The sequence below is a fragment of the Paraburkholderia diazotrophica genome, from assembly GCF_038900755.1.
Lineage (GTDB): Bacteria > Pseudomonadota > Gammaproteobacteria > Burkholderiales > Burkholderiaceae > Paraburkholderia > Paraburkholderia diazotrophica_A.
In genome coordinates this window covers 47,036-69,538 of record NZ_JBBPEN010000011.1, presented here as the reverse complement: position 1 = coordinate 69,538, position 22,503 = coordinate 47,036, and the positions used below count along the sequence as shown (strand labels likewise).

At 64.4% G+C, this 22,503-nt stretch carries 21 protein-coding genes; 6 read left to right on the top strand and 15 right to left on the bottom strand.

The window, feature by feature from the left end; genetic code table 11:
- Positions 1-154: 154 nt before the first annotated feature.
- From AABE10_RS28650 to AABE10_RS28630, 5 genes are all read right to left on the bottom strand, one after another.
- A complete protein-coding gene (locus AABE10_RS28650) occupies positions 155-949 on the bottom strand; it encodes an alpha/beta hydrolase (protein WP_342936577.1) in 795 nt (264 codons plus the stop codon).
- 50 nt (positions 950-999) lie between these two features.
- Positions 1,000-3,534, bottom strand: a complete 2,535-nt coding sequence (locus AABE10_RS28645; RefSeq protein ID WP_342936576.1) for a DNA internalization-related competence protein ComEC/Rec2 — start codon at positions 3,532-3,534, stop codon at positions 1,000-1,002.
- A gap of 102 nt (positions 3,535-3,636) precedes the next feature.
- Positions 3,637-4,425 carry a TatD family hydrolase gene (locus AABE10_RS28640; RefSeq protein WP_342936575.1) on the bottom strand — a complete coding sequence of 263 codons (789 nt, stop codon included), beginning with the start codon at positions 4,423-4,425 and terminating at the stop codon, positions 3,637-3,639.
- A 55-nt stretch (positions 4,426-4,480) separates the two neighbouring features.
- Positions 4,481-5,236, bottom strand: coding sequence for a lipoprotein-releasing ABC transporter ATP-binding protein LolD (gene lolD / locus AABE10_RS28635; protein WP_428983405.1), 756 nt, complete (start codon positions 5,234-5,236; stop codon positions 4,481-4,483).
- The gene (locus tag AABE10_RS28630; RefSeq protein WP_342936574.1) at positions 5,229-6,482 is read right to left on the bottom strand and encodes a lipoprotein-releasing ABC transporter permease subunit; all 1,254 of its coding nucleotides are present in this window, start codon (positions 6,480-6,482) and stop codon (positions 5,229-5,231) included. Before AABE10_RS28630 ends, lolD begins: the two co-directional genes overlap by 8 nt.
- A gap of 310 nt (positions 6,483-6,792) precedes the next feature.
- Between AABE10_RS28630 and AABE10_RS28625 the strand changes: the two genes are divergently transcribed.
- The 5 genes from AABE10_RS28625 to AABE10_RS28605 all read left to right on the top strand — a co-directional run bounded on the left by AABE10_RS28625 (position 6,793) and on the right by AABE10_RS28605 (position 14,401).
- Positions 6,793-7,902 (top strand): regulator, encoded by a 1,110-nt coding sequence (locus AABE10_RS28625; RefSeq protein WP_342936573.1) that lies wholly within the window; start codon positions 6,793-6,795, stop codon positions 7,900-7,902.
- A gap of 46 nt (positions 7,903-7,948) precedes the next feature.
- Positions 7,949-9,655: a single-stranded-DNA-specific exonuclease RecJ gene (recJ, locus tag AABE10_RS28620; RefSeq protein WP_342936572.1), complete on the top strand. Its 1,707-nt coding sequence runs from the start codon at positions 7,949-7,951 to the stop codon at positions 9,653-9,655.
- 828 nt (positions 9,656-10,483) lie between these two features.
- Positions 10,484-11,588 (top strand): peptide chain release factor 2 gene (gene prfB / locus AABE10_RS28615; protein ID WP_342936571.1). Its coding sequence is split into 2 segments (ribosomal slippage): positions 10,484-10,564 and positions 10,566-11,588, totalling 1,104 coding nucleotides; the frame shifts between segments, so codons are not numbered across the junction.
- A 102-nt stretch (positions 11,589-11,690) separates the two neighbouring features.
- Positions 11,691-13,232 (top strand): lysine--tRNA ligase, encoded by a 1,542-nt coding sequence (lysS, locus tag AABE10_RS28610; RefSeq protein ID WP_342936570.1) that lies wholly within the window; start codon positions 11,691-11,693, stop codon positions 13,230-13,232.
- A gap of 383 nt (positions 13,233-13,615) precedes the next feature.
- Positions 13,616-14,401 (top strand): glycine zipper 2TM domain-containing protein, encoded by a 786-nt coding sequence (locus tag AABE10_RS28605; RefSeq protein ID WP_342936569.1) that lies wholly within the window; start codon positions 13,616-13,618, stop codon positions 14,399-14,401.
- Between the two features lie 138 nt (positions 14,402-14,539).
- On the opposite strand, the gene iscX is transcribed toward AABE10_RS28605, so the two are convergent.
- The 10 genes from iscX to AABE10_RS28555 all read right to left on the bottom strand — a co-directional run bounded on the left by iscX (position 14,540) and on the right by AABE10_RS28555 (position 21,711).
- Positions 14,540-14,737: a Fe-S cluster assembly protein IscX gene (gene iscX, locus AABE10_RS28600; protein WP_087735476.1), complete on the bottom strand. Its 198-nt coding sequence runs from the start codon at positions 14,735-14,737 to the stop codon at positions 14,540-14,542.
- Between the two features lie 15 nt (positions 14,738-14,752).
- On the bottom strand, positions 14,753-15,094 hold the full coding sequence (gene fdx / locus AABE10_RS28595) for an ISC system 2Fe-2S type ferredoxin (RefSeq protein ID WP_342936568.1): 342 nt from the start codon (positions 15,092-15,094) through the stop codon (positions 14,753-14,755).
- 194 nt (positions 15,095-15,288) lie between these two features.
- On the bottom strand, positions 15,289-17,160 hold the full coding sequence (gene hscA / locus AABE10_RS28590) for a Fe-S protein assembly chaperone HscA (protein WP_342936567.1): 1,872 nt from the start codon (positions 17,158-17,160) through the stop codon (positions 15,289-15,291).
- A 151-nt stretch (positions 17,161-17,311) separates the two neighbouring features.
- Positions 17,312-17,839 (bottom strand): Fe-S protein assembly co-chaperone HscB, encoded by a 528-nt coding sequence (gene hscB, locus AABE10_RS28585; RefSeq protein WP_342936566.1) that lies wholly within the window; start codon positions 17,837-17,839, stop codon positions 17,312-17,314.
- A gap of 115 nt (positions 17,840-17,954) precedes the next feature.
- Positions 17,955-18,278 (bottom strand): iron-sulfur cluster assembly protein IscA, encoded by a 324-nt coding sequence (iscA, locus tag AABE10_RS28580; RefSeq protein ID WP_090864914.1) that lies wholly within the window; start codon positions 18,276-18,278, stop codon positions 17,955-17,957.
- 160 nt (positions 18,279-18,438) lie between these two features.
- A complete protein-coding gene (gene iscU, locus AABE10_RS28575) occupies positions 18,439-18,858 on the bottom strand; it encodes a Fe-S cluster assembly scaffold IscU (protein ID WP_342936565.1) in 420 nt (139 codons plus the stop codon).
- Between the two features lie 57 nt (positions 18,859-18,915).
- Complete coding sequence (locus tag AABE10_RS28570) at positions 18,916-20,139, bottom strand: IscS subfamily cysteine desulfurase (RefSeq protein ID WP_342936564.1); 1,224 nt, start codon at positions 20,137-20,139, stop codon at positions 18,916-18,918.
- A gap of 69 nt (positions 20,140-20,208) precedes the next feature.
- On the bottom strand, positions 20,209-20,733 hold the full coding sequence (gene iscR, locus AABE10_RS28565) for a Fe-S cluster assembly transcriptional regulator IscR (protein WP_054924799.1): 525 nt from the start codon (positions 20,731-20,733) through the stop codon (positions 20,209-20,211).
- Between the two features lie 110 nt (positions 20,734-20,843).
- Positions 20,844-21,371 carry a low molecular weight protein-tyrosine-phosphatase gene (locus AABE10_RS28560; RefSeq protein WP_342936563.1) on the bottom strand — a complete coding sequence of 176 codons (528 nt, stop codon included), beginning with the start codon at positions 21,369-21,371 and terminating at the stop codon, positions 20,844-20,846.
- Positions 21,372-21,474: 103 nt separating this feature from the next.
- A complete protein-coding gene (locus tag AABE10_RS28555) occupies positions 21,475-21,711 on the bottom strand; it encodes a hypothetical protein (protein WP_342936562.1) in 237 nt (78 codons plus the stop codon).
- 273 nt (positions 21,712-21,984) lie between these two features.
- On the opposite strand from AABE10_RS28555, the gene AABE10_RS28550 reads away from it, so the two are divergent.
- Entirely contained in the window at positions 21,985-22,473 is a 489-nt protein-coding gene (locus AABE10_RS28550) for a hypothetical protein (RefSeq protein WP_342936561.1), read from the top strand.
- The last annotated feature ends 30 nt before the right edge of the window (positions 22,474-22,503 follow it).

The following is a 22,503-nucleotide window of genomic DNA, read 5'->3' as shown; positions in this document are numbered from 1 at the left end:
ACGTGCTTTTTGACGCACTCACGGCATCGTTCCCGATATGCGGATTGGGACTTTTCGCTTCACCCGCTTCGTGGCTTTTCTTGCCTTTCTTGTGAGCTTGCCGCGCGGCGTTTCGGCCCCTCCCGCCAACCTTCAGCAGTGTTCAGCCGATCCGTCAGTCCAGTTCGCGCAGCAGCCGCTGCACGGCCCGCGCCGTCTCCAGCGGCCGCTCCATCGGAAAAAGATGACTCCCTTCGATCCACTCGAAATGTTCGCCAGCCAGCCGCCGCGTCGCGTGCAGACCGGCTTGCCGCACTTCCACCGAGCGCGTCCCGGCCACGAACCCGAAGGGCACGGGCGCGCCCCGCGCGAGGCGGCTTCCGCACGTGTGCGGCAATGTCCGATAGATCAGGTATTCCGTCTGCCGGTCAAAGGCCAGTTCGCGCGTGCCGTCCGCGGATACTTGCGGAATGCCGAACTCGATGTAATCGGACAGCACCCGCTCGTCCCACCGCGCGAACGCCGGCTTCGCGTGAAAGTGGCGCCACGCTTCGTCGCGGCTCGCCCAGCGCGTGCGCCGCGTCCGCGTCGCTGCGGCCGGCGACAGCCGTTCGTCGAGACCCGTCCACTGCGACACGCGCAGCATGCTCGCCTGCCAACCCGCGATCACAGGCGAATCGAGCATCACCACGCCCCGCACCCACTGCGGCTTTTTCAGCGCCGCCATCAGTGACAGATAACCACCCAGAGAATGCCCGACCAGCCACACCGGATTCTCATAAGAACGCTCAATGTCATCCAGCAACTCTTCGACAAGATGCGGCCAATCGCGCGTCACCGGATAGCGCGCGTCGTGTCCTATCCGATCGATGAAACGCAAGTCGTAGTCGTCTGCCAGTTCCGCGAAGATCGTCCGATAGGTGGACGCCGGAAACCCGTTTGCATGCGAGAAATGGATGATGTTCTTCAAGCGCTGACGCCTCCGTTTCAGTTCGTTCTAGTTCGTTCTCAGTTGCGCTGTCATGGACCGGTCGTCGTATCCATCCAGTACCGACGATGCGTCTGCCGAAAGCGCTCCAGCGACAACGTCGCACCGTCCGCCTCGATACGCGCGGCGCCGTCGTCGTCGCTGCGCGAAAGTTCGATGTGCCGCGCGCGATACCGCTCGTAGACGCCGAGCTGAGGATGATGAAACCGGTTGCGATAGCCTACCTGAAATACCGCGATGGACGGCTCGATGGAGTCGAGGAACGGCTCGGTAGACGAAGTCCTGCTGCCGTGATGCGGCACGAGCAGAACTTGCGCGCGCAAGGCCGTGCGGTCGCGCGCGAGCAGCGTGCGTTCGACGGGCGCTTCGATGTCCGCGGCCAGCAAGGCCGTCATCGGCATTCTTGCGACGATGGGCGTCTGAACGCGCGCGCCGTCACGAAGCACGCCGGGTGCGCTCACGCGCAGCACGCAGCAATGCGCGTTCGGCTTGCCCTGCAACGGTCCCGGATCGGGCCACAGTATCGCGAAGTCGACGCCATCCCATTGCCAGTGTTGGCCAGCCGCGCAGCGCACGGTTTGCGCTCCCAACCGGCGCGCCTGAATCCATAACGGATTCTCCGGCGCGAGACCCGCAAGCAGTTGCCGCACCGCGATTGCGTCGAGCACGGCGGGTGCGCCGCCCGAGTGATCGGAGTCCGCGTGACTGATAATCAGCGCATCGAGTGTCGAGATGCCCGCCGACTGAAGGTACGGCACGACGATGCGCTCGCCCGCATGCGTCGATTCAGGACCGGGACCGGCGTCGAAAAGCAGCGTATGACGCGCCGTTTCGACGACGATCGACGAGCCCTGGCCGATATCGAGCGCCGTCAGGCGGAAGGTTCCGTCGGCGGGCGCGGACGACGCGGGCGCGAGCAGCGGCAGCCACGTGAGCGGCGCGGCCCAGCGCAACGGCCAGCCGGAAGGCGCGAGACACCACGCGACGCCGACGGCCGCCGACGCCATCGCCCACACGCCCGGCTGCGGCAATTGCCAGATCGTCCACGCGGGCCCCGACAACATTTGCAGCGCGCTCGCGAGCCACTCGAGCAACCAATGCGCGCAGCGAAACGCGAATGCATCGAGCGGCGCTGGCAACGCAACGCCCGCGATCACAGCCGGCGTCACGAAGGCGCTGACCCAGGGAATCGCAAATGCATTCGCGACGGGCCCGATCAACGGAATCTGCGAGAAGAAGACGACCGTCAATGGCGCGAGCGCGATCGTCACCGCGAACTGCACGCGAGCGGCACCGCGTATCCGCTCGATTATTGCGCCGAGCCACGAGCACAAGGTGTCCGCGCAACGCAAAGCAATCGAACGCTTGCGTGCTTCGTCCTGCTGCGGAACAGGCGAATCGTTTTGAACGACTCGCGCGCGTGACGACATCGCGAACAGAATCGCGCCGACCGCGCAGAACGACAGCCAGAATCCCGCCGACACCACAGCCCACGGATCGACGAGCGCCACGAGCCCGAGCGCCCACGCGAGCACCATTGAAGGCGCGGCGCGCCTTCCGCCGATATAGGCGAGCGCAACGACGCACGCCATCCATAGCGAGCGCTGCGCGGGCACGTTAAAGCCGGCGAGCGCCGCATGAAACGCGGCAAACAAGGCTCCGCTCGCGATCGCCACTTTCTGTGCGGGCATAAGCAGAGGCCAGCTTCGCCCGACGAAAAGCGAGCGGCGCCATAACGCACCCATCAACCAACCCGCAAGCCCCGCGACAAAGCCGATATGCAAGCCCGAAATCGCGACCAAATGGCTCGTGCCCGTGCGGCGCATCAGGAGCCAATCGGCGGTGCTGACGGCATCCTGGGCCCCGATCGCGAGCGCGACGACGATGCCGTAATGCGGCGCATCGCCCAACACGGCGGCGATGCGCTCGCGAATCGCCCATCGCCAGCGATCGATCACGACGCTCGCGCCGCTTGCCATGCCCCGCAGCCGCACGGCCTGCGACGGCGCGCTCACATAACCTGTCGCCCGAACGTTGCGCGCCAGCAAGGCCGCCTCGCCGTCGCGCACGCCCCAATTCGCATTGCCATGCGGACGCTTGAGCCGCACGTTCAGGCGCCAGCGCGAGCCGGGATCGAGCGCGGGAGACGGAGCATCGTCCGCGACCCATGACAGTTGCAGCGTGCGGGGAAAGCGTCCGACGGGCACATCCGCCGATTCGACTGCGAAGAGAAAGCGCACGCCGTCCGCGCTGCGCGTCGGCAAGCCCTTGATCGATCCGATCACGACGATGTCACGCCCTTCCCATGCATGCGGCAGATCGAACGCGAGGCGCGTCTGCGCGCGCCACGACGCGTAGCCGAAGCCGAGGCATCCGGCAGCGCAAAACACCGCGCACCAGCCCCCTCGGATGGTCCGGGCGCCGCCGCGTCGAAAGCACATGCACGCGATAGCGATCAGCGCGCCGGCCATCACCCAAAGCCCAAGAGACCCGAGCCACCCCGGCAGCGACGCCTGCTGCTGCAACCACACGACGCCCAACGCAAATCCGCACCACACTGCCCGCATGCCACCTCCGCGCCTGATGCTCGCGTAGCGCTTTCATCAGGAAGCCGAATTATCTACGGCGGCGAGACGGGACGCGAGCCAAACAGTGATTAAACACAGTGATTATGCAGAGTAAAGCGCGAGCCGCGGCAATGCAGCGTGCGCATTAGCCGTTGTGCCTATCGCAAGCTCGGTTTTGTCGATGCCGCGCTGTTCGGCCAGGATTGCGCCGATCGCCGGAATCTGGTCCGGCGTGTTGCGCTGCCTGTAGAGCCATGCGGGCGCAATATCGGGCGCGTCGGTTTCGACGACGAGCGCATCCAGCGGCAATTGCGCCGCGAGCCGGCGAATCTGCAATGCACGCCCGAACGTCACGTTGCCGCCGAAACCGAGATGCATGCCGTGATCGATGAACGCCTGCGCCTGCTGAAAGCTGCCGTTGAACGCATGCGCGATGCCACGATGCACCTGGTTGCGCCGCAGGCCTTTCAACACCTGATCCTGCGACTTGCGCACATGGCAGATCACGGGCAGATCGAAATCGCGCGCAAGCTTCAGTTGCTCGTTGTAGTAGAACTGCTGGGTCTCGTCGTCAAGTCCGGGCACGAAGTAGTCGAGCCCGATTTCGCCCAGCCCGACGAACAGCGGATCGTCGAGACTCGCCTCGATTTCCATGCGCAGCGCGTCGAGATCGGACGGCTGCGCCTGCGGCGTAAAGAGCGGATGGACGCCGAGCGCATATGCCCCGCCCTTCACGCGATGCGCAAGTTCGCGCACCGTCGAGAAATTGCTGCGCGCAATGCCTGGAATCACGATCCGGCTGACGCCCGCTTCGAGCGCGGCGTCCGCGACCGCGTCGCGGTCCGCGTCGAATTCCGAAGCGTCAAGATGACAGTGCGTATCGATCCACATGCGCGCAGCCTCGTGCCGATCGTGTCGGTCAGTGTCGAATGGAAAGCGCCGGGCGTCAGACGGGAACCGTCGGCTCCTCGTACAGCACGCCGTCGCGCAGCCGCATGATCCGGTCGCAGCGCGCGGCCAGATCGGGATCGTGCGTGACGATCACGAAGCTGGTCGACAGCGTGTTCGACAGTTCCAGCATCAGATTGAACACGGTATCCGCCGTGCCGCCGTCGAGATTGCCCGTCGGCTCGTCGGCCAGCACGCAGGCGGGCTTCGTCACCAGCGCCCGCGCAATCGCGACGCGCTGGCGCTCGCCGCCCGACAGTTCGCCCGGACGATGCTTCGCCCGATGCGCGAGCCCCACACGCTCAAGCATGCCGAGTGCCTGCGCACGCGCGTCCTCGGTCGTCATGCGGCGGATGCGCAGCGGCATCGCGACGTTGTCGAGCGCGCTGAATTCCGGCAGCAGATGGTGGAACTGATAGACGAAGCCGAGCGCGCGGTTGCGCAGATCGTTGCGCTCGCGCTCGGAGAGCTTCGTGAACGGCTTGCCCATCACTTCGACGTGGCCCGCGCTCGGGTCGTCGAGTCCGCCGAGCACGTGCAGCAGCGTGCTCTTGCCGGAGCCCGACGCGCCGACGATCGCGAGCTTCTCGCCGCGCCGCACCGACAGCTGCGTGTTGTTCAGCACGGGCACGTTCAAGCCGCCCTGGACGAACGCTTTCGAAATGCCCGTCGCTTCGAGCACGTAGGGGTGTAGACCCGGATGCAGGCCCGTCTCGTCAGTAGCCATCAGATTCTTGTTGGGACGATCATTCATAACGCAGCGCCTCCGCCGGACGGACCTTGGCGCCACGCCAGCTCGGATACAGCGTCGCAAGACACGACAGCAGGAACGCGATCACGCCGATCTTGACGACATCGCCGGGAACGAGCTCGGATGGCAGTTCGCTGATGAAGTACACGGACGGCGGCAGGAATTGCACGCCGAGCACGTGCTCGATCATCGGCACGAGCCACGGAATGCTCCACGCAATCAGACAGCCGAGCGCAACGCCGATACCCGTGCCGACGAAACCGATCGTCATGCCCTGCACGACGAAAATCTTCATGATCGAGCCGGGCTGCGCGCCGAGCGTGCGGAGAATCGCGATATCGGCCTGCTTGTTCGTCACCGTCATCACCAGCGACGAGACCAGATTGAACGCCGCCACCGCGATGATCAGCGTGAGAATGATGAACATCATGCGCTTTTCAATCTGCACCGCCGAGAACCACGTCTTGTTCTGCTGGGTCCAGTCGCGGATGTAGAGATCGCCGGACAGCGTGCGCGCCAGCTGATGCGCGACTTCCGGCGCGCGCTGCATGTCCTTGAGCCGCAGCCGCACGCCCGTCGGCGCGGGCAGCCGGAACAGCGCCTGAGCATCCTTGATGTTGATCAGCGCGAGCGTGCTGTCGTACTCGTAGTGCCCGGACTCGAAAATGCCGACCACGTTGAACTGCTTGAGCCGCGGCAGCATGCCCGCGGGCGTCATCGATCCTTCGGGCGCGACAAGCGTGATCTTGTCGCCCGCCATCACGCCGAGGTTCGCCGCGAGATCCGCGCCGAGCACGATGCCGAATTCGCCGGGCTTCAGTTCGTTCAGGCTGCCCGCCTTCATCTCCTTGCCGATGTCCGACACTTCCGGTTCCAGCGACGGCTCGACGCCGCGCAGCGCGACGCCGCTCACGGCGTCCTGGCGCGTCAGCAGCGCCTGCGCCTCGACGTAAGGCGCCGCGCCGGTCACTTCCTTGTTCAGCTTCGCCTCCTTCGCGGTCAGTTGCCAGTCGGGCATCGAGCCCGTCGGCGAAAAGATTTCGACGTGCGCGAGCACCGACAGCATCCGGTCGCGCACCTCTTTCTGGAAGCCGTTCATCACCGACAGCACGACGATCAGCGCGGCCACGCCCAGCGCGATACCCGACATCGACACGAGCGCGATGAACGAGATGAAGCCGTTACCCGTGGTGCGTTTGCCGGCGCGCGTGTAGCGCCAGCCAATCTGCCATTCGTATGGAAGTTTCAAGCGAGTCCTTTTCAGCGCGCTTGCGCTGTTCTGCATGGGCATGCCTTCGTGCGCCGCGCGGGGAATTCCGCTGCGGCAAGCGTGAAAGCCGTGTCGATTGGGCGCGAATGACGGCCGATGGTTCCAGAACGCGGCTTGCGGCCGTCTCCTCGTACGACGCATGCGCGGTGCCGGATCGTGCCGGGTCGCGGCCGATTCCAACGCCACGCGCCCCGTCGCGCAATCATTGCGCGAATCGTACGCATCGACGCACAAGTCGCCGTTTCCGTTCCCCGTCATCGCGGATCAACGGGGCGAAGTTTGCCATACAATGCGCAGCATCATGAACGCCAACCGACTGCACCTCCTTCTGCCCTTCGCGCTGCCCGCTGCTGCCGATGCGTCCACTGCGCTGCATTCCCTCGACATCCCGGCTCTCGACAAACTGGTTGCCCGCGCGACGCTCGTCGAGCGCGTAATCGGCGAGGACTTTCAGCGCACGCTGCCGCACGAGCGCTGGGTCGCGCGCAGCTTCGGCGCGGTGCCCGCCGGAACAGCAGCCGCCGACGAGGCGCCGCTCGCGCCGTACATGCTGCTCGCCGACGGCGGCAACCCCGGCGACGCGACATGGGCCTGCGTCGAGCCCGTGCATGTGCGGATCGCGCACGACCATCTGGTGCTGATCGACCCCGCGTCGCTGGAACTGACGGAGGACGACGCGCGCACGCTGCTCGGCGTCGCGCGTCCGCTGATCGAGGAACTAGGCGTGCGCATCGAAGCGCCGCAGCCGTCGCGCTGGTATCTGTCGAGCGACGCATTCGGCACGCTGGCGGGCGCGTCGCCGCTGCGCGCGAGCGGGCGCAACATCGAAATCTGGCTGCCGCATGAAGCGCACACGGGTGAGCGCTCGCGCGCGTGGATGAAGCTCCAGAACGAAGTGCAGATGGCCTGGTTCGAGCACCCGGTGAACGAAGCACGCGAGGCGCGCGGGCTGCCCGCCGTCAATTCGATCTGGTTCCACGCGCAGGGCGCGGCGCAACCGGTCAAGAGCGGCTTTACGCGCGTGCTGTCGGATGCGGCGGCGACGCGCGGTCTCGCGCTCGCGGCGAAAGCGGCGATCGACGCGCCGCCCGCTTCCTTCGACGCCTGGCGCGCGAATGGGGCAAATGGCGCCAACGGCAGCGCGACCGCCACGCTGATCGAACTCGATCCGTTCTCCGCGCCGTTCATCGAGCAGGATTGGGGCCGCTGGAACGACGCGTTCGCGACGCTGGAGCGCGACTGGTTCGCGCCCGCGCTGAAAGCGCTGCAGGCAGGCGCACTCGGCGAGCTCGGTCTTACGCTGTGCGGCGATACCGGCTCGGTGACGCTCACCATCACGCGCGGCGATCTGCGCAAATTCTGGCGGCGGCGTCTTTTCGCGTCGCTCTTTATCGAATGAACCGTTTTTCTGCGTATTTTTCTGCGCCATTTCCTGGTCTTGCCGCATGACTCGAATCGTTACGCGCGCGTGCTCTCCCGCCGACGCCGAAGCTCTGATCCGCCACGGCCTGCACCCCGTCCTTGCGCGCCTGTACGCGTCGCGCGGCGTGTGCCTGCCCGATGAAATCGAAACCGGCCTCGCGCGCCTCACGCCGCCCGCGTCGCTCAAAGGCTGCGACGCGGCGGCGACGCTGCTCGCCGATGCGCTCGAAGGCAAGCGCCGCATGCTCGTCGTCGCCGACTACGATTGCGACGGCGCGACGGCCTGCGCGGTCGCCGTGCGCGGCTTGCGGATGTTCGGCGCGCAGATCGACTACCTCGTGCCGAACCGCTTCGAATACGGCTACGGCCTCACGCCCGAAATCGTCGCGCTGGCGGCGCAACGCGCGGGCGGGAAACCCGATCTGCTGATCACCGTCGACAACGGCATCGCGAGCGTCGACGGCGTCGAAGCAGCAAACGTACTCGGCATCGACGTGCTCGTCACCGATCATCACCTGCCCGGCGACGAACTGCCGCCCGCGCGCGCAATCGTCAATCCGAACCAGCCGGGCTGCACGTTTCCGAGCAAGTGCATGGCGGGCGTCGGCGTGATGTTCTATGTGCTGCTCGCGCTGCGCGCGGAACTGCGCCGGCGTGGCGCGTTCGGCGATGCGCGCCCGGAGCCGCGCCTCGACGGACTGCTCGATCTCGTCGCGCTCGGCACGGTCGCCGATGTCGTGAAGCTCGACGGCAACAATCGCGTGCTGGTCGCGCAAGGCTTGCAGCGCATCCGCAACGGACGCATGCAGCCGGGCATCGCCGCCCTCTTTCGCGCGGCGGGCCGCGATGCGCGCAGCGCGTCGGGCTTCGATCTCGGTTTCGCGCTCGGGCCGCGTCTGAACGCGGCGGGACGGCTGTCGGATATGTCGCTGGGCATCGAATGCCTGACCACGGACGACGTCGGACGCGCATGGGAACTCGCGCAGCAGCTCGACGCGATGAACCGCGAGCGGCGCGAGATCGAAGCGGGCATGCAGCAGCAGGCGCTCGACGATCTGTCGACGGTCGATCCCGCCGGCTCGACGACGATCACGCTCTTCAACGCGGCGTGGCACCAGGGCGTGATCGGCATCGTCGCAGGACGGCTGAAGGAAAAATTCCACCGGCCGTCGTTCACGTTCGCGCCCGCCGACGACTGCGGCGCGACGGTCAAGGGCTCGGGCCGGTCGATTCCGGGCTTTCATCTGCGCGATGCGCTCGATCTCGTCTCGAAGCGCGAGCCGGGGCTGATCCTCAAGTTCGGCGGCCACGCGATGGCGGCGGGCCTGACGATCGCGGCAACGGATGTCCCGCGTTTCACTGCGGCCTTCGAGCAGGTCGGCCGCGAATGGCTGACCGAGGACGTGCTTGCGCGCACGGTCGAGACGGACGGCGATCTCGAGGATGCGTACTTCACGCCGCAGTTCGTCGAGATGCTCGATGCAGCTGTCTGGGGACAGGGCTTTCCGGCGCCCGTTTTCTCGGGCGAGTTCGATGTGATGTCGCAGGCGCTGGTGAAGGACAAGCACCTGAAGCTGCAACTGATGCGCGGCCGCCAGCGTTTCAGTGCGATATGGTTCAACCATACGCAGCCGCTACCTGCGCGGACGACGGTCGCCTATCGGCTCTCGGCGGATACGTGGAATGGGGTATCGCGGGTGCAGTTGATCGTCGAGCACGCGGTGTTGTAGGGCGGTGGCGCCGTCTCTGGCGCGTTGATCCGTTATAATTTTGGTTTTTGGCTGCGTCGTTGGTTGTTGTGGTTTTTTAGCCTGCCGCTGACATCCGCGATTGCGCCTCGCGGTGCGGGCGTTGCCCCTGTACGGTGCGGCACCTGCTTTTCTTTGCCGCCGCAAAGAAAAGTAGGCAAAAGAAAGCGGGCTAACACCGCCCGCGCTTGACCATTACCCACGGGCTCTCAACGTTCCCATCCTTCACTCGGCAGTGTGCTGGCTCATATAGTTGCCAACGTGCTGGCTAAGCGCCTCACCCGCTTCATGCACGCGTGGCACGACGAAGGATATCGAACGTTTCAGCGCCGCCTTGCGGTAGTGAATGTGGGCGCAGTGTCGTGCAGGACGCCACCCTCCCTTGTGGCGGCATCGCGTAGCGAGGGTTTCCTGTGTGGTGCGAATGCCTGCACACAGTTTGCCGCGAAGGGGCGCGGAACGTTCGGTATCGTGGGCTGCAACGCGGGTGTGTGAAGCGGGTGAGGCGTTTGATAGTTCGCTGGCAACGAAGGCGAACCAGCAAGTTGCCGCTCGAATTGTGGGGACGTTGAGAGCCCGTGGGTAAAGGTCAAGCGCTGGCGGTGTGAGCGGCTTTCTTTTGCCTGCTTTTCTTTGCGGCGGCAAAGAAAAGCAGGTGCCGCCCCGCACAGGGGCAACGCCCGCGCCGCGAGGCGCATCGCGGATGCCAGCGCAACGGTAAAAAAACCGCATCGCGGATGCCCACGCAAAGGCAAAAAACCAACCAGGCGTCGCAGACAAAAAACCTTATTCATCACTAAGTGGATCGACATGGAAGCGGAACGTCTCAACGCGATCGAAGCCTCTCTGGCCGACCTGCGCACGCGCGCAGGCGAGCTACGGGGGTATCTTTGACTACGATGCCAAGGCAGTACGGCTGATCGAAGTCAACAAGGAACTCGAAGACCCGAACGTCTGGAACGACTCGCAGCACGCGCAGGCGCTCGGCAAGGAAAAGAAGCTGCTCGAAGGCGTCGTCGAGGTGCTCGGCGCGCTCGATAACGACTTGCGCGACACGAAGGATCTCTTCGACATGGCGCGCGAGGAAAACGACGAGGACACACTCGTCGCGTGCGAAGAAGACGCCACGAAGCTGACAGCGCGCATCGAAGACATGGAGTTCCGCCGGATGTTCTCGAACCCGGCCGACCCGAACAACGCGTTCATCGACATCCAGGCAGGCGCCGGCGGCACGGAAGCGTGCGACTGGGCGTCGATGCTGCTGCGCCAGTATCTGCGCTACTGCGAACGCAAAGGCTTCAAGGCCGAAGTACTCGAAGAATCGGAAGGCGACGTCGCCGGCATCAAGAGCGCGACGATCAAAGTCGAAGGCGAATACGCATACGGCTTCCTGCGCACCGAAACAGGCATTCACCGCCTCGTGCGCAAATCGCCGTTCGACTCGTCGGGCGGCCGTCACACGTCGTTCTCTTCAGTGTTCGTGTATCCGGAAATCGACGACTCGTTCGAGATCGAAGTCAATCCGGCCGATCTGCGCATCGACACGTACCGCGCTTCGGGCGCGGGCGGTCAGCACATCAACAAGACCGACTCCGCCGTGCGTATCACGCATATCCCGTCGGGCATCGTCGTGCAGTGCCAGAACGACCGCTCGCAGCACCGCAACCGCGCGGAAGCGATGGCGATGCTGAAGTCGCGCCTGTACGAAGCCGAAATGCGCAAGCGTCAGTCGGAGCAGGACAAGCTCGAAGCGGGCAAGTCGGACGTGGGCTGGGGCCACCAGATCCGTTCGTACGTGCTCGACAACAGCCGCATCAAGGATCTGCGCACCAACGTCGAAATCAGCAATACGAAGAGCGTGCTCGACGGCGACCTCGACGCGTTCATCAGCGCGAGCCTCAAACAGGGCATCTGAGCGCAACGGGCGCGGCGCATTTCGCCGCGCCGTATTTTTGACCGCCTGTGCGTCCACGCCGTGAAGGCGCGCACGAGGCACCGAACACCGACCATCATCACCATGACCGAACCGACCCAGCCGAATGCGGCCCCGCTGAACGCTGTCGCCGAGTTGGACGACAACCAGATCATCGCCGAGCGTCGCGAAAAGCTGCGCGCGCTGCGCGAGCAAGGCGTCGCCTATCCGAACGACTTCCGTCCGACCCATCACGCCGCCGATCTGCAATCCGGATTCGCGGACACCGACAAGGACGCGCTCGAAGCGCAGGCGCTGCAAGTCGCGCTGGCCGGCCGCATGATGCTCAAGCGCGTGATGGGCAAGGCGAGCTTCGCGACGGTGCGCGACGGTTCGGGCCAGATCCAGTTCTTCATCACGCCCGCCGACGTCGGCGAAGCGACGTATGAAGCCTTCAAGAAGTGGGACCTGGGCGACATCGTCGCGGCGAAAGGCGTGCTGTTCCGCACCAACAAGGGCGAGCTGTCGGTGCGCTGCACGGAACTGCGTCTGCTGTCGAAGGCGCTGCGCCCGCTGCCCGACAAGTTCCACGGTCTCGCCGACCAGGAAATGCGCTATCGCCAGCGCTATGTCGATCTGATCGTCACACCGGAAGCGCGCAAGACGTTCGTCGCGCGCACGAAGGCGGTGTCGTCGATCCGCAAGTTCATGGCCGACGCGAACTTCATGGAAGTCGAAACGCCGATGCTGCACCCGATTCCCGGCGGCGCGGCGGCGAAGCCTTTCGTCACGCACCACAATGCGCTCGACATGCAGATGTTCCTGCGCATCGCGCCCGAGCTGTATCTGAAGCGGCTGGTGGTCGGCGGCTTCGAGCGCGTGTTCGAGATCAACCGGAATTTCCGTAACGAGGGCGTGTCGCCGCGTCACAATCCGGAATTCACGATGATGGAGTTCTACGCCGCTTACACCGACTACAAGTGGTTGATGGACTTCACCGAGCAGTTGATCCGCCAGGCCGCCGTCGACGCGCTCGGCACCGCGACGATCGCGTATCAGGGCCGCGAACTGGATCTGTCGAAGCCGTTCCATCGGCTGACGATCACGCAGGCGATCCAGAAATACGCGCCGCAATACACGGACGCGCAACTGACGGACGGCGCGTTCCTGCGCACGGAACTGAAGAGGTTCGGCGTCGATACGACGCAGCCGCAGTTCCTCAATGCGGGCACGGGCGCGCTGCAACTGGCGCTCTTCGAGGAAACGGCGGAATCGCAGCTGTGGGAGCCGACGTTCATCATCGATTACCCCGTCGAAGTGTCGCCGCTCGCGCGCGCATCGGATAGCGTCGAAGGCATCACCGAGCGTTTCGAGCTGTTCATCACGGGCCGCGAAATCGCTAACGGCTTCTCGGAGCTGAACGATCCGGAAGACCAGGCTGCGCGCTTCAAAAAACAAGTCGACCAGAAGGACGCCGGCGACGAGGAAGCGATGTACTACGACGCCGACTATATCCGCGCGCTCGAATACGGCATGCCGCCTGCGGGCGGCTGCGGCATCGGCATCGACCGTCTGGTGATGCTGCTCACCGACAGCCCGAGCATCCGCGATGTCATTCTGTTCCCGCATCTGCGCCGCGAAGACTGATCGCGCCGTTGTCCCATCTGCTGCCCCGCGCGGCGGCATTCGCGCATGGCCCGTGTTCCCGGGCCATGTGCGTTTCCTCGCCTCACTACCCTTCCCTTTCTTGCCGACGGCGGCTGGTCGTTTGTAACCAGCGGTAAAAGCTGCACGATGCCAGCGCGCGTCAGGTTCATCGAAGCCTGCTGACACCCACGGACGACGCCGATTGCGCCGCCGGGTGCGCTTCTTGCATTTCATGCGCGTAAATACTGCGCGCGCCTGGCGTTACAAATTGAAACCCAGGCACGAATGGCATGTCCGACACTTAGGGCTGGGCCTTTTGGCGCATCCTGATGCCTCACCCCGAGTCTCGAAAGGCAACTCTGTCCAGACGGAGGCCGATCACTATGAACAATCCGAACAACCCGCAAACCTCGCCGCGCCGGCTTCACCCGCTCATTGCGGTGGCAGCAGGCGCCGTTATCATCGCCAGTCTCGCCGCCACTGCAGCCGTAACGGGCCTGTTCCCGAAGGCGTCGAGCAACGGCGCGGTCAACGATCAGACGCAATCGGCTGCAGTCACGCAGCAGCAGCAACCTGTCGTCGACACAGCGCAACCGGCACGTCTGCCCGCGCAGCCACAGACGCAAGCCGCCGCTCAACAGCAGGCGGCTGAGCAGCAAGCCGCTGAACAGCAGGCGGCGCAACAACAAGCCGCACAGCAACAAGGCGCACAGCAACGGGCCGAGCAGGCCCCGCGCGCGCCGGCGCCGATGAACCCGCAATACGTGCAACAGCCGCAGTACGCGCAGCAACCGCAGCAGCAATATGCGCCGCAACAGCCGGCGCAACCGGCCCGCTGCTCGACTTGCGGCACGGTCGAGGCGATCTCGGCCGTGCGTCAGGAAGGGCATGGCACGGGCATCGGCGCTGTCGGCGGTGCGGTGGCGGGCGGCGTCGTCGGCAACCAGTTCGGCAGCGGCGGCGGCCGTACCGCGATGACGCTGCTCGGCGCGCTCGGCGGCGGACTCGCCGGCAATTCGGTCGAAAAACATCTGCGCAGCACGACCAGCTATTCGGTGCGTGTGCGTATGGAGAACGGCAAGACACGCTACTTCACATATCACGAGGCGCCGCCGTTCCAGCAAGGCCAGCGCGTACGCGTGCAGAACGGCACACTGGTGGCCGGCTAGGCGAAGACGATCAGGCGCGCCCTGTTCGCGCCCTGTTCGCGAGCGCCATTCCCGCGCCACATACGAAAAAGGCGACTCACGCGTGAGTCGCCTTTTCTTTTGCCGCGCCTGATACGGCAAGCAACGGACGGAACGCGTTCAGTAGTCCGCGTCTTCGATCCATGCCGCTTGAATCGCTTCGAGGATCTTTTCGCTCGAGCGGTTCGGATCGTCGTCGAAGCCGTCCAGCTCCATCACCCAGCGGTGAAGGTCGGTGAAGCGCACCTGTTGCGGGTCGATTTCCGGATGCTTGTCCGTCAAGGCCATCGCGATGTCTTGCGTATCGGTCCACTTCATGGCTGCATGCTCCTGTTAGTGATTTTCCTTCGCGTGGTTGATCGAATAACGCGGAATCTCGACGACGAGATCGTCGTCCTCGGGCATGAGCGCCTGACATGACAGCCGCGATTCACGCTCGAGACCCCATGCCTTGTCGAGCAGATCGTCCTCGTCTTCTTCCGACGGTTCCAGTGCGTTGAAGCCTTCACGCACGATCACGTGACACGTCGTGCACGCGCAGGACTTCTCGCACGCATGCTCGATCTCGATGCCGTTGTCGAGCAGGTTGTCGCAGATGCTCTTGCCCGGCACGGCGTCGATGACCGCGCCGTCCGGACACAGTTCGACGTGAGGCAGCACAACGATTTGAGGCATACAAATTCCGTTTGGTCTGTGGGGCACGGACGCCGCCCTTCAGGCACCGTACCATTTTACTGATCGCGCGGCCGTTTTTGGCACGCGCTGCGTGATTCTCCGCCGGCGACGCGTGAATCGCGTTTTCACTGCATCGCCGTCATTGCGCGAGGCGCATCTTGATGCCCCGCTCGCCTTGCCGTCAAAACGCCGCTTCAGATCTCATCGAGCTTGCGGCCCGCGAGCGCCCGCCGGATGCTCTTGTCCATCCGGCGCGCGGCGAATTCGTCGGTGCCCTCCGCGAGCGTCTTCGTTGCCGCTTCGATTGCGTCGACGTCATCGCTTGGCGCGACCACTCGCAGCGCCTCCACGAGGCTATCGAGCGTCGCGCGCTCGTCGGCGTCGAGCAGCTCGCCGTCGGCGGCAAGTGCCGCTTCCGTCGCTTCGATCAGACGCTCCGCTTCGACTTGCGCTTCGCGCAATGCGCGGGCACGCATATCGACTTCGGCTGTCTGGAAGCTGTCTTCGAGCATGCGCGCGACGTCGTCGTCGGCGAGACCGTACGACGGCTTCACGACCACCGATGCCTCAACACCCGAGTGCTGCTCGCGCGCGAACACGGACAACAGTCCGTCGGCATCCACCTGATACGTGACACGGATGCGCGCCGCGCCCGCCGCCATCGGCGGAATGCCGCGCAGCTCGAAGCGCGCGAGCGAACGGCAATCGGACACGAGCTCGCGCTCGCCCTGGACGACGTGAATCGCCATCGCCGTCTGGCCATCCTTGAAGGTCGTGAATTCCTGCGCGCGCGCGGTCGGAATCGTCGAGTTGCGCGGAATGATTTTCTCGGCGAGCCCGCCCATCGTTTCGACCCCAAGCGACAGCGGTATGACGTCGAGCAGCAGCCAGTCGTCGCCATCCCCGCCACGGTTGCCCGCGAGCAGGTCGGCCTGAATCGCGGCGCCGAGCGCCACGACCTGGTCGGGGTCGAGATTGATCAGCGGCGGCTGACCGAAGAAGTTTTCGACGGCACGGCGAATGACGGGCATGCGCGTCGCGCCGCCGACCAGCACGACGCCCTTGATGTCGGCGGGCGTCACTTTCGCATCGCGCAGTGCCTTTTTCGTCGGCCCGAGCGTGCGCTGCACGAGCGCCCGCGTGATCGTCTCGAACGTCGCTTCGTCGACGGTGACGTCGATCTTCGCGCCACTCGCGAGCGCCACCTGGACAGCCGTGCTGGGCGCCGACGACAGCGCCTCTTTTGCCTCGCGCACCGTGTCGAGCAGTTGGCGCACGTCTTCGGGCGTCAGCGACTGTGCCGCGACATTCGCTTTTTCCAGCACGTGGCGATACAGCGCGTGATCGAAGTCGTCGCCGCCGAGCGCGGAATCGCCGCCCGCCGCGAGCACTTCGAAAACGCCCTTGGTCAGCTTCAGGATCGACAGATCGAACGTGCCGCCGCCGAGGTCGTATACCGCGTACAGGCCTTCCGCGCCGTTATCCAGACCGTAGGCGATCGCGGCCGCCGTCGGTTCGTTCAACAGCCGCAGCACGTTGAGACCGGCGAGACGCGCGGCGTCCTTGGTCGCCTGGCGCTGCGCTTCGTCGAAATAGGCGGGCACCGTAATGACCGCACCGACGAGTTCGTCACCGAGCGTGTCTTCCGCGCGGTAGCGCAGCGTCGCGAGAATTTCCGCCGATACCTCGACGGGACTCTTCACGCCGTCGACAGTGCGGATCTGCACCATGCCGGGCGCGTCGACGAAATCATACGGCGCGTTTTCCGCGTGCTCGACTTCGCTCTTGCCGCGCCCCATGAAGCGCTTGACGGAGACGATCGTGTTGCGCGGATCGGTGACGGCCTCCGCTTTCGCCACGCGCCCGATGCGCCGGCCGCCCTTCTCCAGATACCGCACGACGGAGGGCAGCAGATAGTGGCCTTCGTCGTCGGGCAAAACGTCGGGCACGCCGTTGCGCACCGCCGCGACGAGAGAGTTGGTGGTGCCGAGGTCGATGCCGACCGCGAGTCGCCGCTGATGCGGCGCGGGCGCCATGCCGGGTTCGGAAATTTGCAGTAAAGCCATCTGGAATCTTCTTCGGGGTCCGTCGGGGTCCATCGCAATCGATTAGGCCCCCGGTCCTGATCATGTAGGTTCGCGTGTCGTTCGGGCGGCGCATTCGTGCAGCGTTAATCAGACGGCTCTGGATTCACGCGGCGCAATTCTACGCGTCGCACTAGCTGTCCAGCCGTTCGATCTGCGTGCCGATCTCCGACGCCACGCGCTCGATGAACATCAGTTGTCGCACCGCTTCGCCTGCTGCCTGGTTCGAGCCGCTGTCGAGCAACGCGGCGAGCTTTGCGAAGCGCGCCTTCTCTTCGTCGCGCAGTTCCGCGAGCAGCGCGTCGAGCGCATCGACGTTCTTCGCGGTCGATGCGTCTTCGATGCTCTCGCGCCATTCCATCTGCTGCATCAGGAATGCCGGCTCCATCGCCGTGTTGTTCTCTGCGCCTACATCGACGCCGCGCAGCGACAGCAGATAGCGCGCGCGCCTGAGCGGATCCCGCAGCGTCTGATACGCCTCGTTCGTGCGCGTCGCCCATTGCATTGCGATGCGCTTCTGCGCGTCGCCCGCCGCGGCGAAGCGGTCGGGATGCACCTGCGTCTGCACCGTGCGGTACGCGTGATCGAGTGCGGATGCGTCGAGCGCGAACTGCTCGGGCAGATCGAAAAGCTTGAAGTGACTGTCGTTCAGCGAGGCCATCAGATTGGTTTGTCCGTCGTAAGCGCGAGGCGAAGGTCAGGCAGGCATCCCGCGATGCTCGTGGCGAAATTGAAAAAAGGCGGCACAGGCCGCCTTTTCCGCGTAATTCGCGCGCTTACACGCGGAACGATTCGCCGCAGCCGCATTCATCCTTCACGTTCGGATTGTTGAACCTGAAGCCTTCATTCAGCCCTTCGCGCGCGAAGTCGAGTTCGGTGCCGTCGATATAGGCGAGGCTCTTCGGGTCGACCACGATCTTCACGCCATTGCATTCGAACACCTGGTCTTCGGGTGCGAGCTCATCGACATACTCGAGCTTGTATGCAAGCCCCGAGCACCCCGTCGTGCGCACACCGAGCCGCAGTCCGACGCCCTTGCCGCGCCGGGTCAGATATTTCTGGACGTGTTGTGCTGCCTTTTCGGTCAACGTAATTGCCATAGCGTTTCTCAATGTGCGGCACGCCGTCATTCCTCACGACGGGTGTCGCGACCCTGCCTGCATCTCAAATCGTTCCGGCGGGCGACGATTTCAAGTATCGGTCGCCGCGCCGCGCCACTATCGCGCTCAAGCGGCGCGCAATGCGTGCTTATGTGCCTGCTTACGCCGACTGCTCGGCGCTCGCTGCCGCGGCAGCCGTTTCGCCATGACGCTGCTTGTAGTCGGCAACCGCTGCCTTGATCGCGTCTTCCGCGAGGATCGAGCAGTGGATCTTCACCGGCGGCAGCGCCAGTTCTTCGGCGATCTGCGTGTTCTTGATCGTGAGCGCCTGATCGAGCGTCTTGCCCTTCACCCATTCCGTGACGAGCGAACTCGACGCGATGGCCGAACCGCAGCCGTACGTCTTGAACTTCGCGTCCTCGATGACGCCGTCCGCGCCGACGCGAATCTGCAGCTTCATCACGTCGCCGCAAGCCGGCGCGCCGACCATGCCCGTACCGACCGTATCGTCGTCTTTCGCGAACGAGCCGACGTTGCGCGGGTTTTCGTAGTGGTCCAGAACCTTGTCGCTATATGCCATGTTGTCACTCCTTGATTCGATTCAACCTGCGTTCGTGATCGACTGATTCGGGTGCGCTCAGTGCGCGGCCCATTGGATCGTCGACAGATCGATGCCGTCCTTGTGCATTTCCCACAGCGGCGACAGATCGCGCAGCTTCGCGATCTTGCTCTTCAGCAGGTTGATCACGTAATCGACGTCCTGTTCCGTCGTGAAGCGGCCGACCGTGAAGCGGATCGAGCTGTGCGCCAGCTCGTCGTTGCGGCCGAGCGCGCGCAGCACATACGACGGCTCCAGCGAAGCCGACGTGCACGCAGAGCCCGACGACACAGCGACATCTTTCACCGCCATGATCAGCGACTCGCCTTCGACGAAGTTGAAGCTGATGTTCAGGTTGTGCGGCACACGCTGTTCCATGTCGCCGTTCACATACGTTTCTTCGATCTCTTGCAGCCCGCGCAGCAGCTTGTCGCGCAACATGCGGATGCGTTCGTTTTCCGTCGCCATTTCTTCGCGCGCGATACGGAACGCTTCGCCCATGCCGACGATCTGATGCGTGGCCAGCGTGCCCGAGCGCATGCCGCGCTCGTGGCCGCCGCCGTGCATCTGCGCTTCAATGCGCACGCGCGGCTTGCGGCGCACGTACAGCGCGCCGATGCCCTTCGGGCCATACGTCTTGTGCGCCGAGAACGACATCAGATCGACCTTCAGCTTCTGCAGGTCGATCTGCACCTTGCCCGTCGCCTGCGCCGCGTCGACGTGAAAAACGATGCCCTTCTCGCGACAGATCTCGCCGATCGTCTCGATGTCCTGGATGACGCCGATCTCGTTGTTCACGTGCATCACCGACACGAGAATCGTGTCCGGGCGCAGCGCTGCCTTGAACGCGTCCAGATCGAGCAGGCCGTCGTCCTTCACGTCCAGATACGTCACGTCGAAGCCTTCGCGCTCGAGCTCGCGGCAAGTGTCGAGCACGGCCTTGTGCTCGGTCTTCACCGTGATCACGTGCTTGCCCTTCGTCTTGTAGAAGTGCGCAGCGCCCTTGATCGCGAGGTTGTCGGATTCCGTCGCGCCCGACGTCCAGATGATTTCGCGCGGGTCGGCGTTGACGAGCGCCGCGACGTTCTCGCGCGCTTCCTCGACGGCACGCTCCGCGTCCCAGCCGTATGCATGGCTGCGCGACGCCGGATTGCCGAACTGCTCGCGCAGATACGGAATCATCTTGTCCACCACGCGCGGATCGACAGGCGTCGTCGCGCTGTAGTCCATGTAAATGGGCAGGTGGGGAATGTCGTTATTCATCAATCGCTCCGGGGACATCAATGCATTTGGCGTTGCGGTTCTGGCGTACGCGTCTGATTGCGCGCTCGGTCAGCCGGCCATATTGAAAACGGAATTCGGACCTTTCGGCACCACGCGCGGCTCGACGGCGGGCGCTTCGGTGCGGCGGTCGCGCAGCACGGCCGTCGCGCCTTCGCGCGAGCGCTGCTGGTCGACCAGGTCTTTCAGGGAAACGGAGTCGAGGTATTCGACCATCTTCTGATTCAGCGTCGACCACAGTTCGTGCGTCATGCAATGGCCGTCGTGATGCTTCGTGCCCTCGCACGAGCCCTTGCCGCCGCATTGCGTGGCATCGAGCGGTTCGTCCACGGCGATGATGATGTCCGCCACCGTCACATCCTCAGCGCGACGCGCGAGGTTGTAGCCGCCGCCTGGTCCGCGCACGGATTCGACGATCTCGTGCCGGCGCAGCTTGCCGAACAGCTGCTCGAGGTAGGACAAGGAGATGTGTTGGCGCTGGCTGATACCTGCAAGCGTCACCGGGCCCTGCTCCTGGCGCAGTGCCAGGTCAATCATCGCCGTGACGGCGAAACGGCCTTTCGTGGTGAGTCTCATATCTGGTGGGAACCGCAATTCTCGACAAGTTTGGTCAAGTATAAATACATGACAGTTTTAGTCAAGTATCCCCAATGTGAATTGGGTCATTCGCTTAACGAAAACTTTTGTTACAGGGTCAATTGGGGCCGAAGTGCCGCAATGAGACCACGGCAGGCCGCTTCGCATTGGTCCAGCACGATTTCGAAGCCCTCGCCGCCGCCAAAGTATGGATCGACGACCTCGCGCATATCGAAACCTGGCGCAACCTTTTCCAACTCATCCGCGACCGGCGCGCCTGCATCCGTCGCAAATTCCATGAGGAGACGAATCTTGTCACGCTGTGCCGGCGGACAGATTTGTCTGAGCGCCGCGACGTTTTTGTCGTCCATCGCGACGATCAGGTCGAAGCGCTCGAAATCGGCGGCGGTGATCTGACGCCCTCGAAATGTCGACAAATCGTAACCGCGGCTTCTGGCCGCGCGCTGCGCGCGCTCGTCCGGCGCTTCGCCGATGTGCCAGTCGCCCGTGCCCGCCGAATCGACGATCACGCGATCAGTCAGCTTCGCCTCGGCCAGCAGGCCTCGCATGACGCCTTCCGCGGTCGGGGAACGGCAGATGTTCCCAAGGCACACGAAGCAGATGGCGACGGTATTCATCGATGGCTGAGCGGCTCAGCCGCATATGTCATAAAAGGTGAAACAGTGTCGCGATTATACAAAGCCGTGCAAAATCACGCCGGCGCCGTGCCAGCCCCGGCCGTCAGAGCGGCTGGGCCGGCATGTGGGAGGCCGGGTGCATCGTGGCAGCGGGCATCGACGCTTCGTCGCCGACGTATCCATAAGACACGGCGCGCGCCAGTTCCGCCGACACGCGATCGGCGGCGAGCGGCGACTGCGACGATTGCGCACCCGCGTCGTTGTACAGATGCAGGTACGCAGCGGCCGCGAGCGGCAGGATGATTGCCCAAGGCCAATACACCGATACTTTCTTTTTCATGATGTCGTTCTCTCAAAGCGGGCCGAGGTGCACAGGCGCACTTTGCCCAGTCGAAATGGTAGATGAAGGCGCAATCCGGAAAAACCCACCCCACGACAACGCTGCGTTGCAGTCGGATGAACAGTCGGACCACTGACCGGTTTGCAGTCACCGCGAGCCATGCCTTTCGACAGCCGAAAGAAATCCTTACAAAAGCACACACAGGTAATACTCGGCTGGCGCTACAAATAACGTATGGGCAATGTGCCTCTCGTCAGTCTGTCTAACACTCAAATGAAACGTCTTATTCCTTCTCTCGCACCCATTGCCGTAGCCGTCTGCGCGGCTGCCGCGCTCAGTGGCTGTGCCGCCTATCCATATGGCGGAGCGCCCGCGTATGGTTACAGCGACGGCTATTACGACCCTTACGGCGCGCCCGCATACGGCTATGCCGAGCCGCCTGTGCAATCGAGCCTGTTCCTCGGCTTTGGCGGTGGCGGCTATTCGGGCCGCGACTACGATAACCGCCATTGGGGTGACCGTGGTCATGATCGCGATCGCGGAAACTGGAACGATCATCGCGGACCGAACGGGGGCGGTGGACCGCACGGGCCGCCGCCGCAAGCGAACAACCCGCCGCCGAACGCGGGCGGCGGCGGGCACGGCAGCCGGCCGCCGGCTCAACCCGGTGGGGGACAACCGCAGGGTGGCAACCGGGGCGGCGGAGATCGCGGCGGCAATTACCACAACCCGTGGGCCGGTGGCCAGAGCAACTGGCATTGACGGACATCGTCGGCCCGCCGACTGGCTCCC

Excerpts from the sequence above, each read along its gene's own strand:
- AABE10_RS28625 (WP_342936573.1), top strand. The coding sequence starts at position 6,793 with ATGCGCAGCATCATGAACGCCAACCGACTGCACCTCCTTCTGCCCTTC.
- lysS (WP_342936570.1), top strand. The coding sequence starts at position 11,691 with ATGACCGAACCGACCCAGCCGAATGCGGCCCCGCTGAACGCTGTCGCC.
- lolD (WP_428983405.1), bottom strand. The coding sequence starts at position 5,236 with ATGAATGATCGTCCCAACAAGAATCTGATGGCTACTGACGAGACGGGC.
- iscU (WP_342936565.1), bottom strand. The coding sequence starts at position 18,858 with ATGGCATATAGCGACAAGGTTCTGGACCACTACGAAAACCCGCGCAAC.
- AABE10_RS28605 (WP_342936569.1), top strand. The coding sequence starts at position 13,616 with ATGAACAATCCGAACAACCCGCAAACCTCGCCGCGCCGGCTTCACCCG.
- fdx (WP_342936568.1), bottom strand. The coding sequence starts at position 15,094 with ATGCCTCAAATCGTTGTGCTGCCTCACGTCGAACTGTGTCCGGACGGC.
- AABE10_RS28640 (WP_342936575.1), bottom strand. The coding sequence starts at position 4,425 with ATGTGGATCGATACGCACTGTCATCTTGACGCTTCGGAATTCGACGCG.
- AABE10_RS28645 (WP_342936576.1), bottom strand. The coding sequence starts at position 3,534 with ATGCGGGCAGTGTGGTGCGGATTTGCGTTGGGCGTCGTGTGGTTGCAG.
- AABE10_RS28555 (WP_342936562.1), bottom strand. The coding sequence starts at position 21,711 with ATGAAAAAGAAAGTATCGGTGTATTGGCCTTGGGCAATCATCCTGCCG.
- AABE10_RS28570 (WP_342936564.1), bottom strand. The coding sequence starts at position 20,139 with ATGAATAACGACATTCCCCACCTGCCCATTTACATGGACTACAGCGCG.
- AABE10_RS28560 (WP_342936563.1), bottom strand. The coding sequence starts at position 21,371 with ATGAATACCGTCGCCATCTGCTTCGTGTGCCTTGGGAACATCTGCCGT.
- hscB (WP_342936566.1), bottom strand. The coding sequence starts at position 17,839 with ATGGCCTCGCTGAACGACAGTCACTTCAAGCTTTTCGATCTGCCCGAG.
- iscA (WP_090864914.1), bottom strand. The coding sequence starts at position 18,278 with ATGGCAATTACGTTGACCGAAAAGGCAGCACAACACGTCCAGAAATAT.
- AABE10_RS28550 (WP_342936561.1), top strand. The coding sequence starts at position 21,985 with ATGAAACGTCTTATTCCTTCTCTCGCACCCATTGCCGTAGCCGTCTGC.
- iscX (WP_087735476.1), bottom strand. The coding sequence starts at position 14,737 with ATGAAGTGGACCGATACGCAAGACATCGCGATGGCCTTGACGGACAAG.
- hscA (WP_342936567.1), bottom strand. The coding sequence starts at position 17,160 with ATGGCTTTACTGCAAATTTCCGAACCCGGCATGGCGCCCGCGCCGCAT.
- recJ (WP_342936572.1), top strand. The coding sequence starts at position 7,949 with ATGACTCGAATCGTTACGCGCGCGTGCTCTCCCGCCGACGCCGAAGCT.
- iscR (WP_054924799.1), bottom strand. The coding sequence starts at position 20,733 with ATGAGACTCACCACGAAAGGCCGTTTCGCCGTCACGGCGATGATTGAC.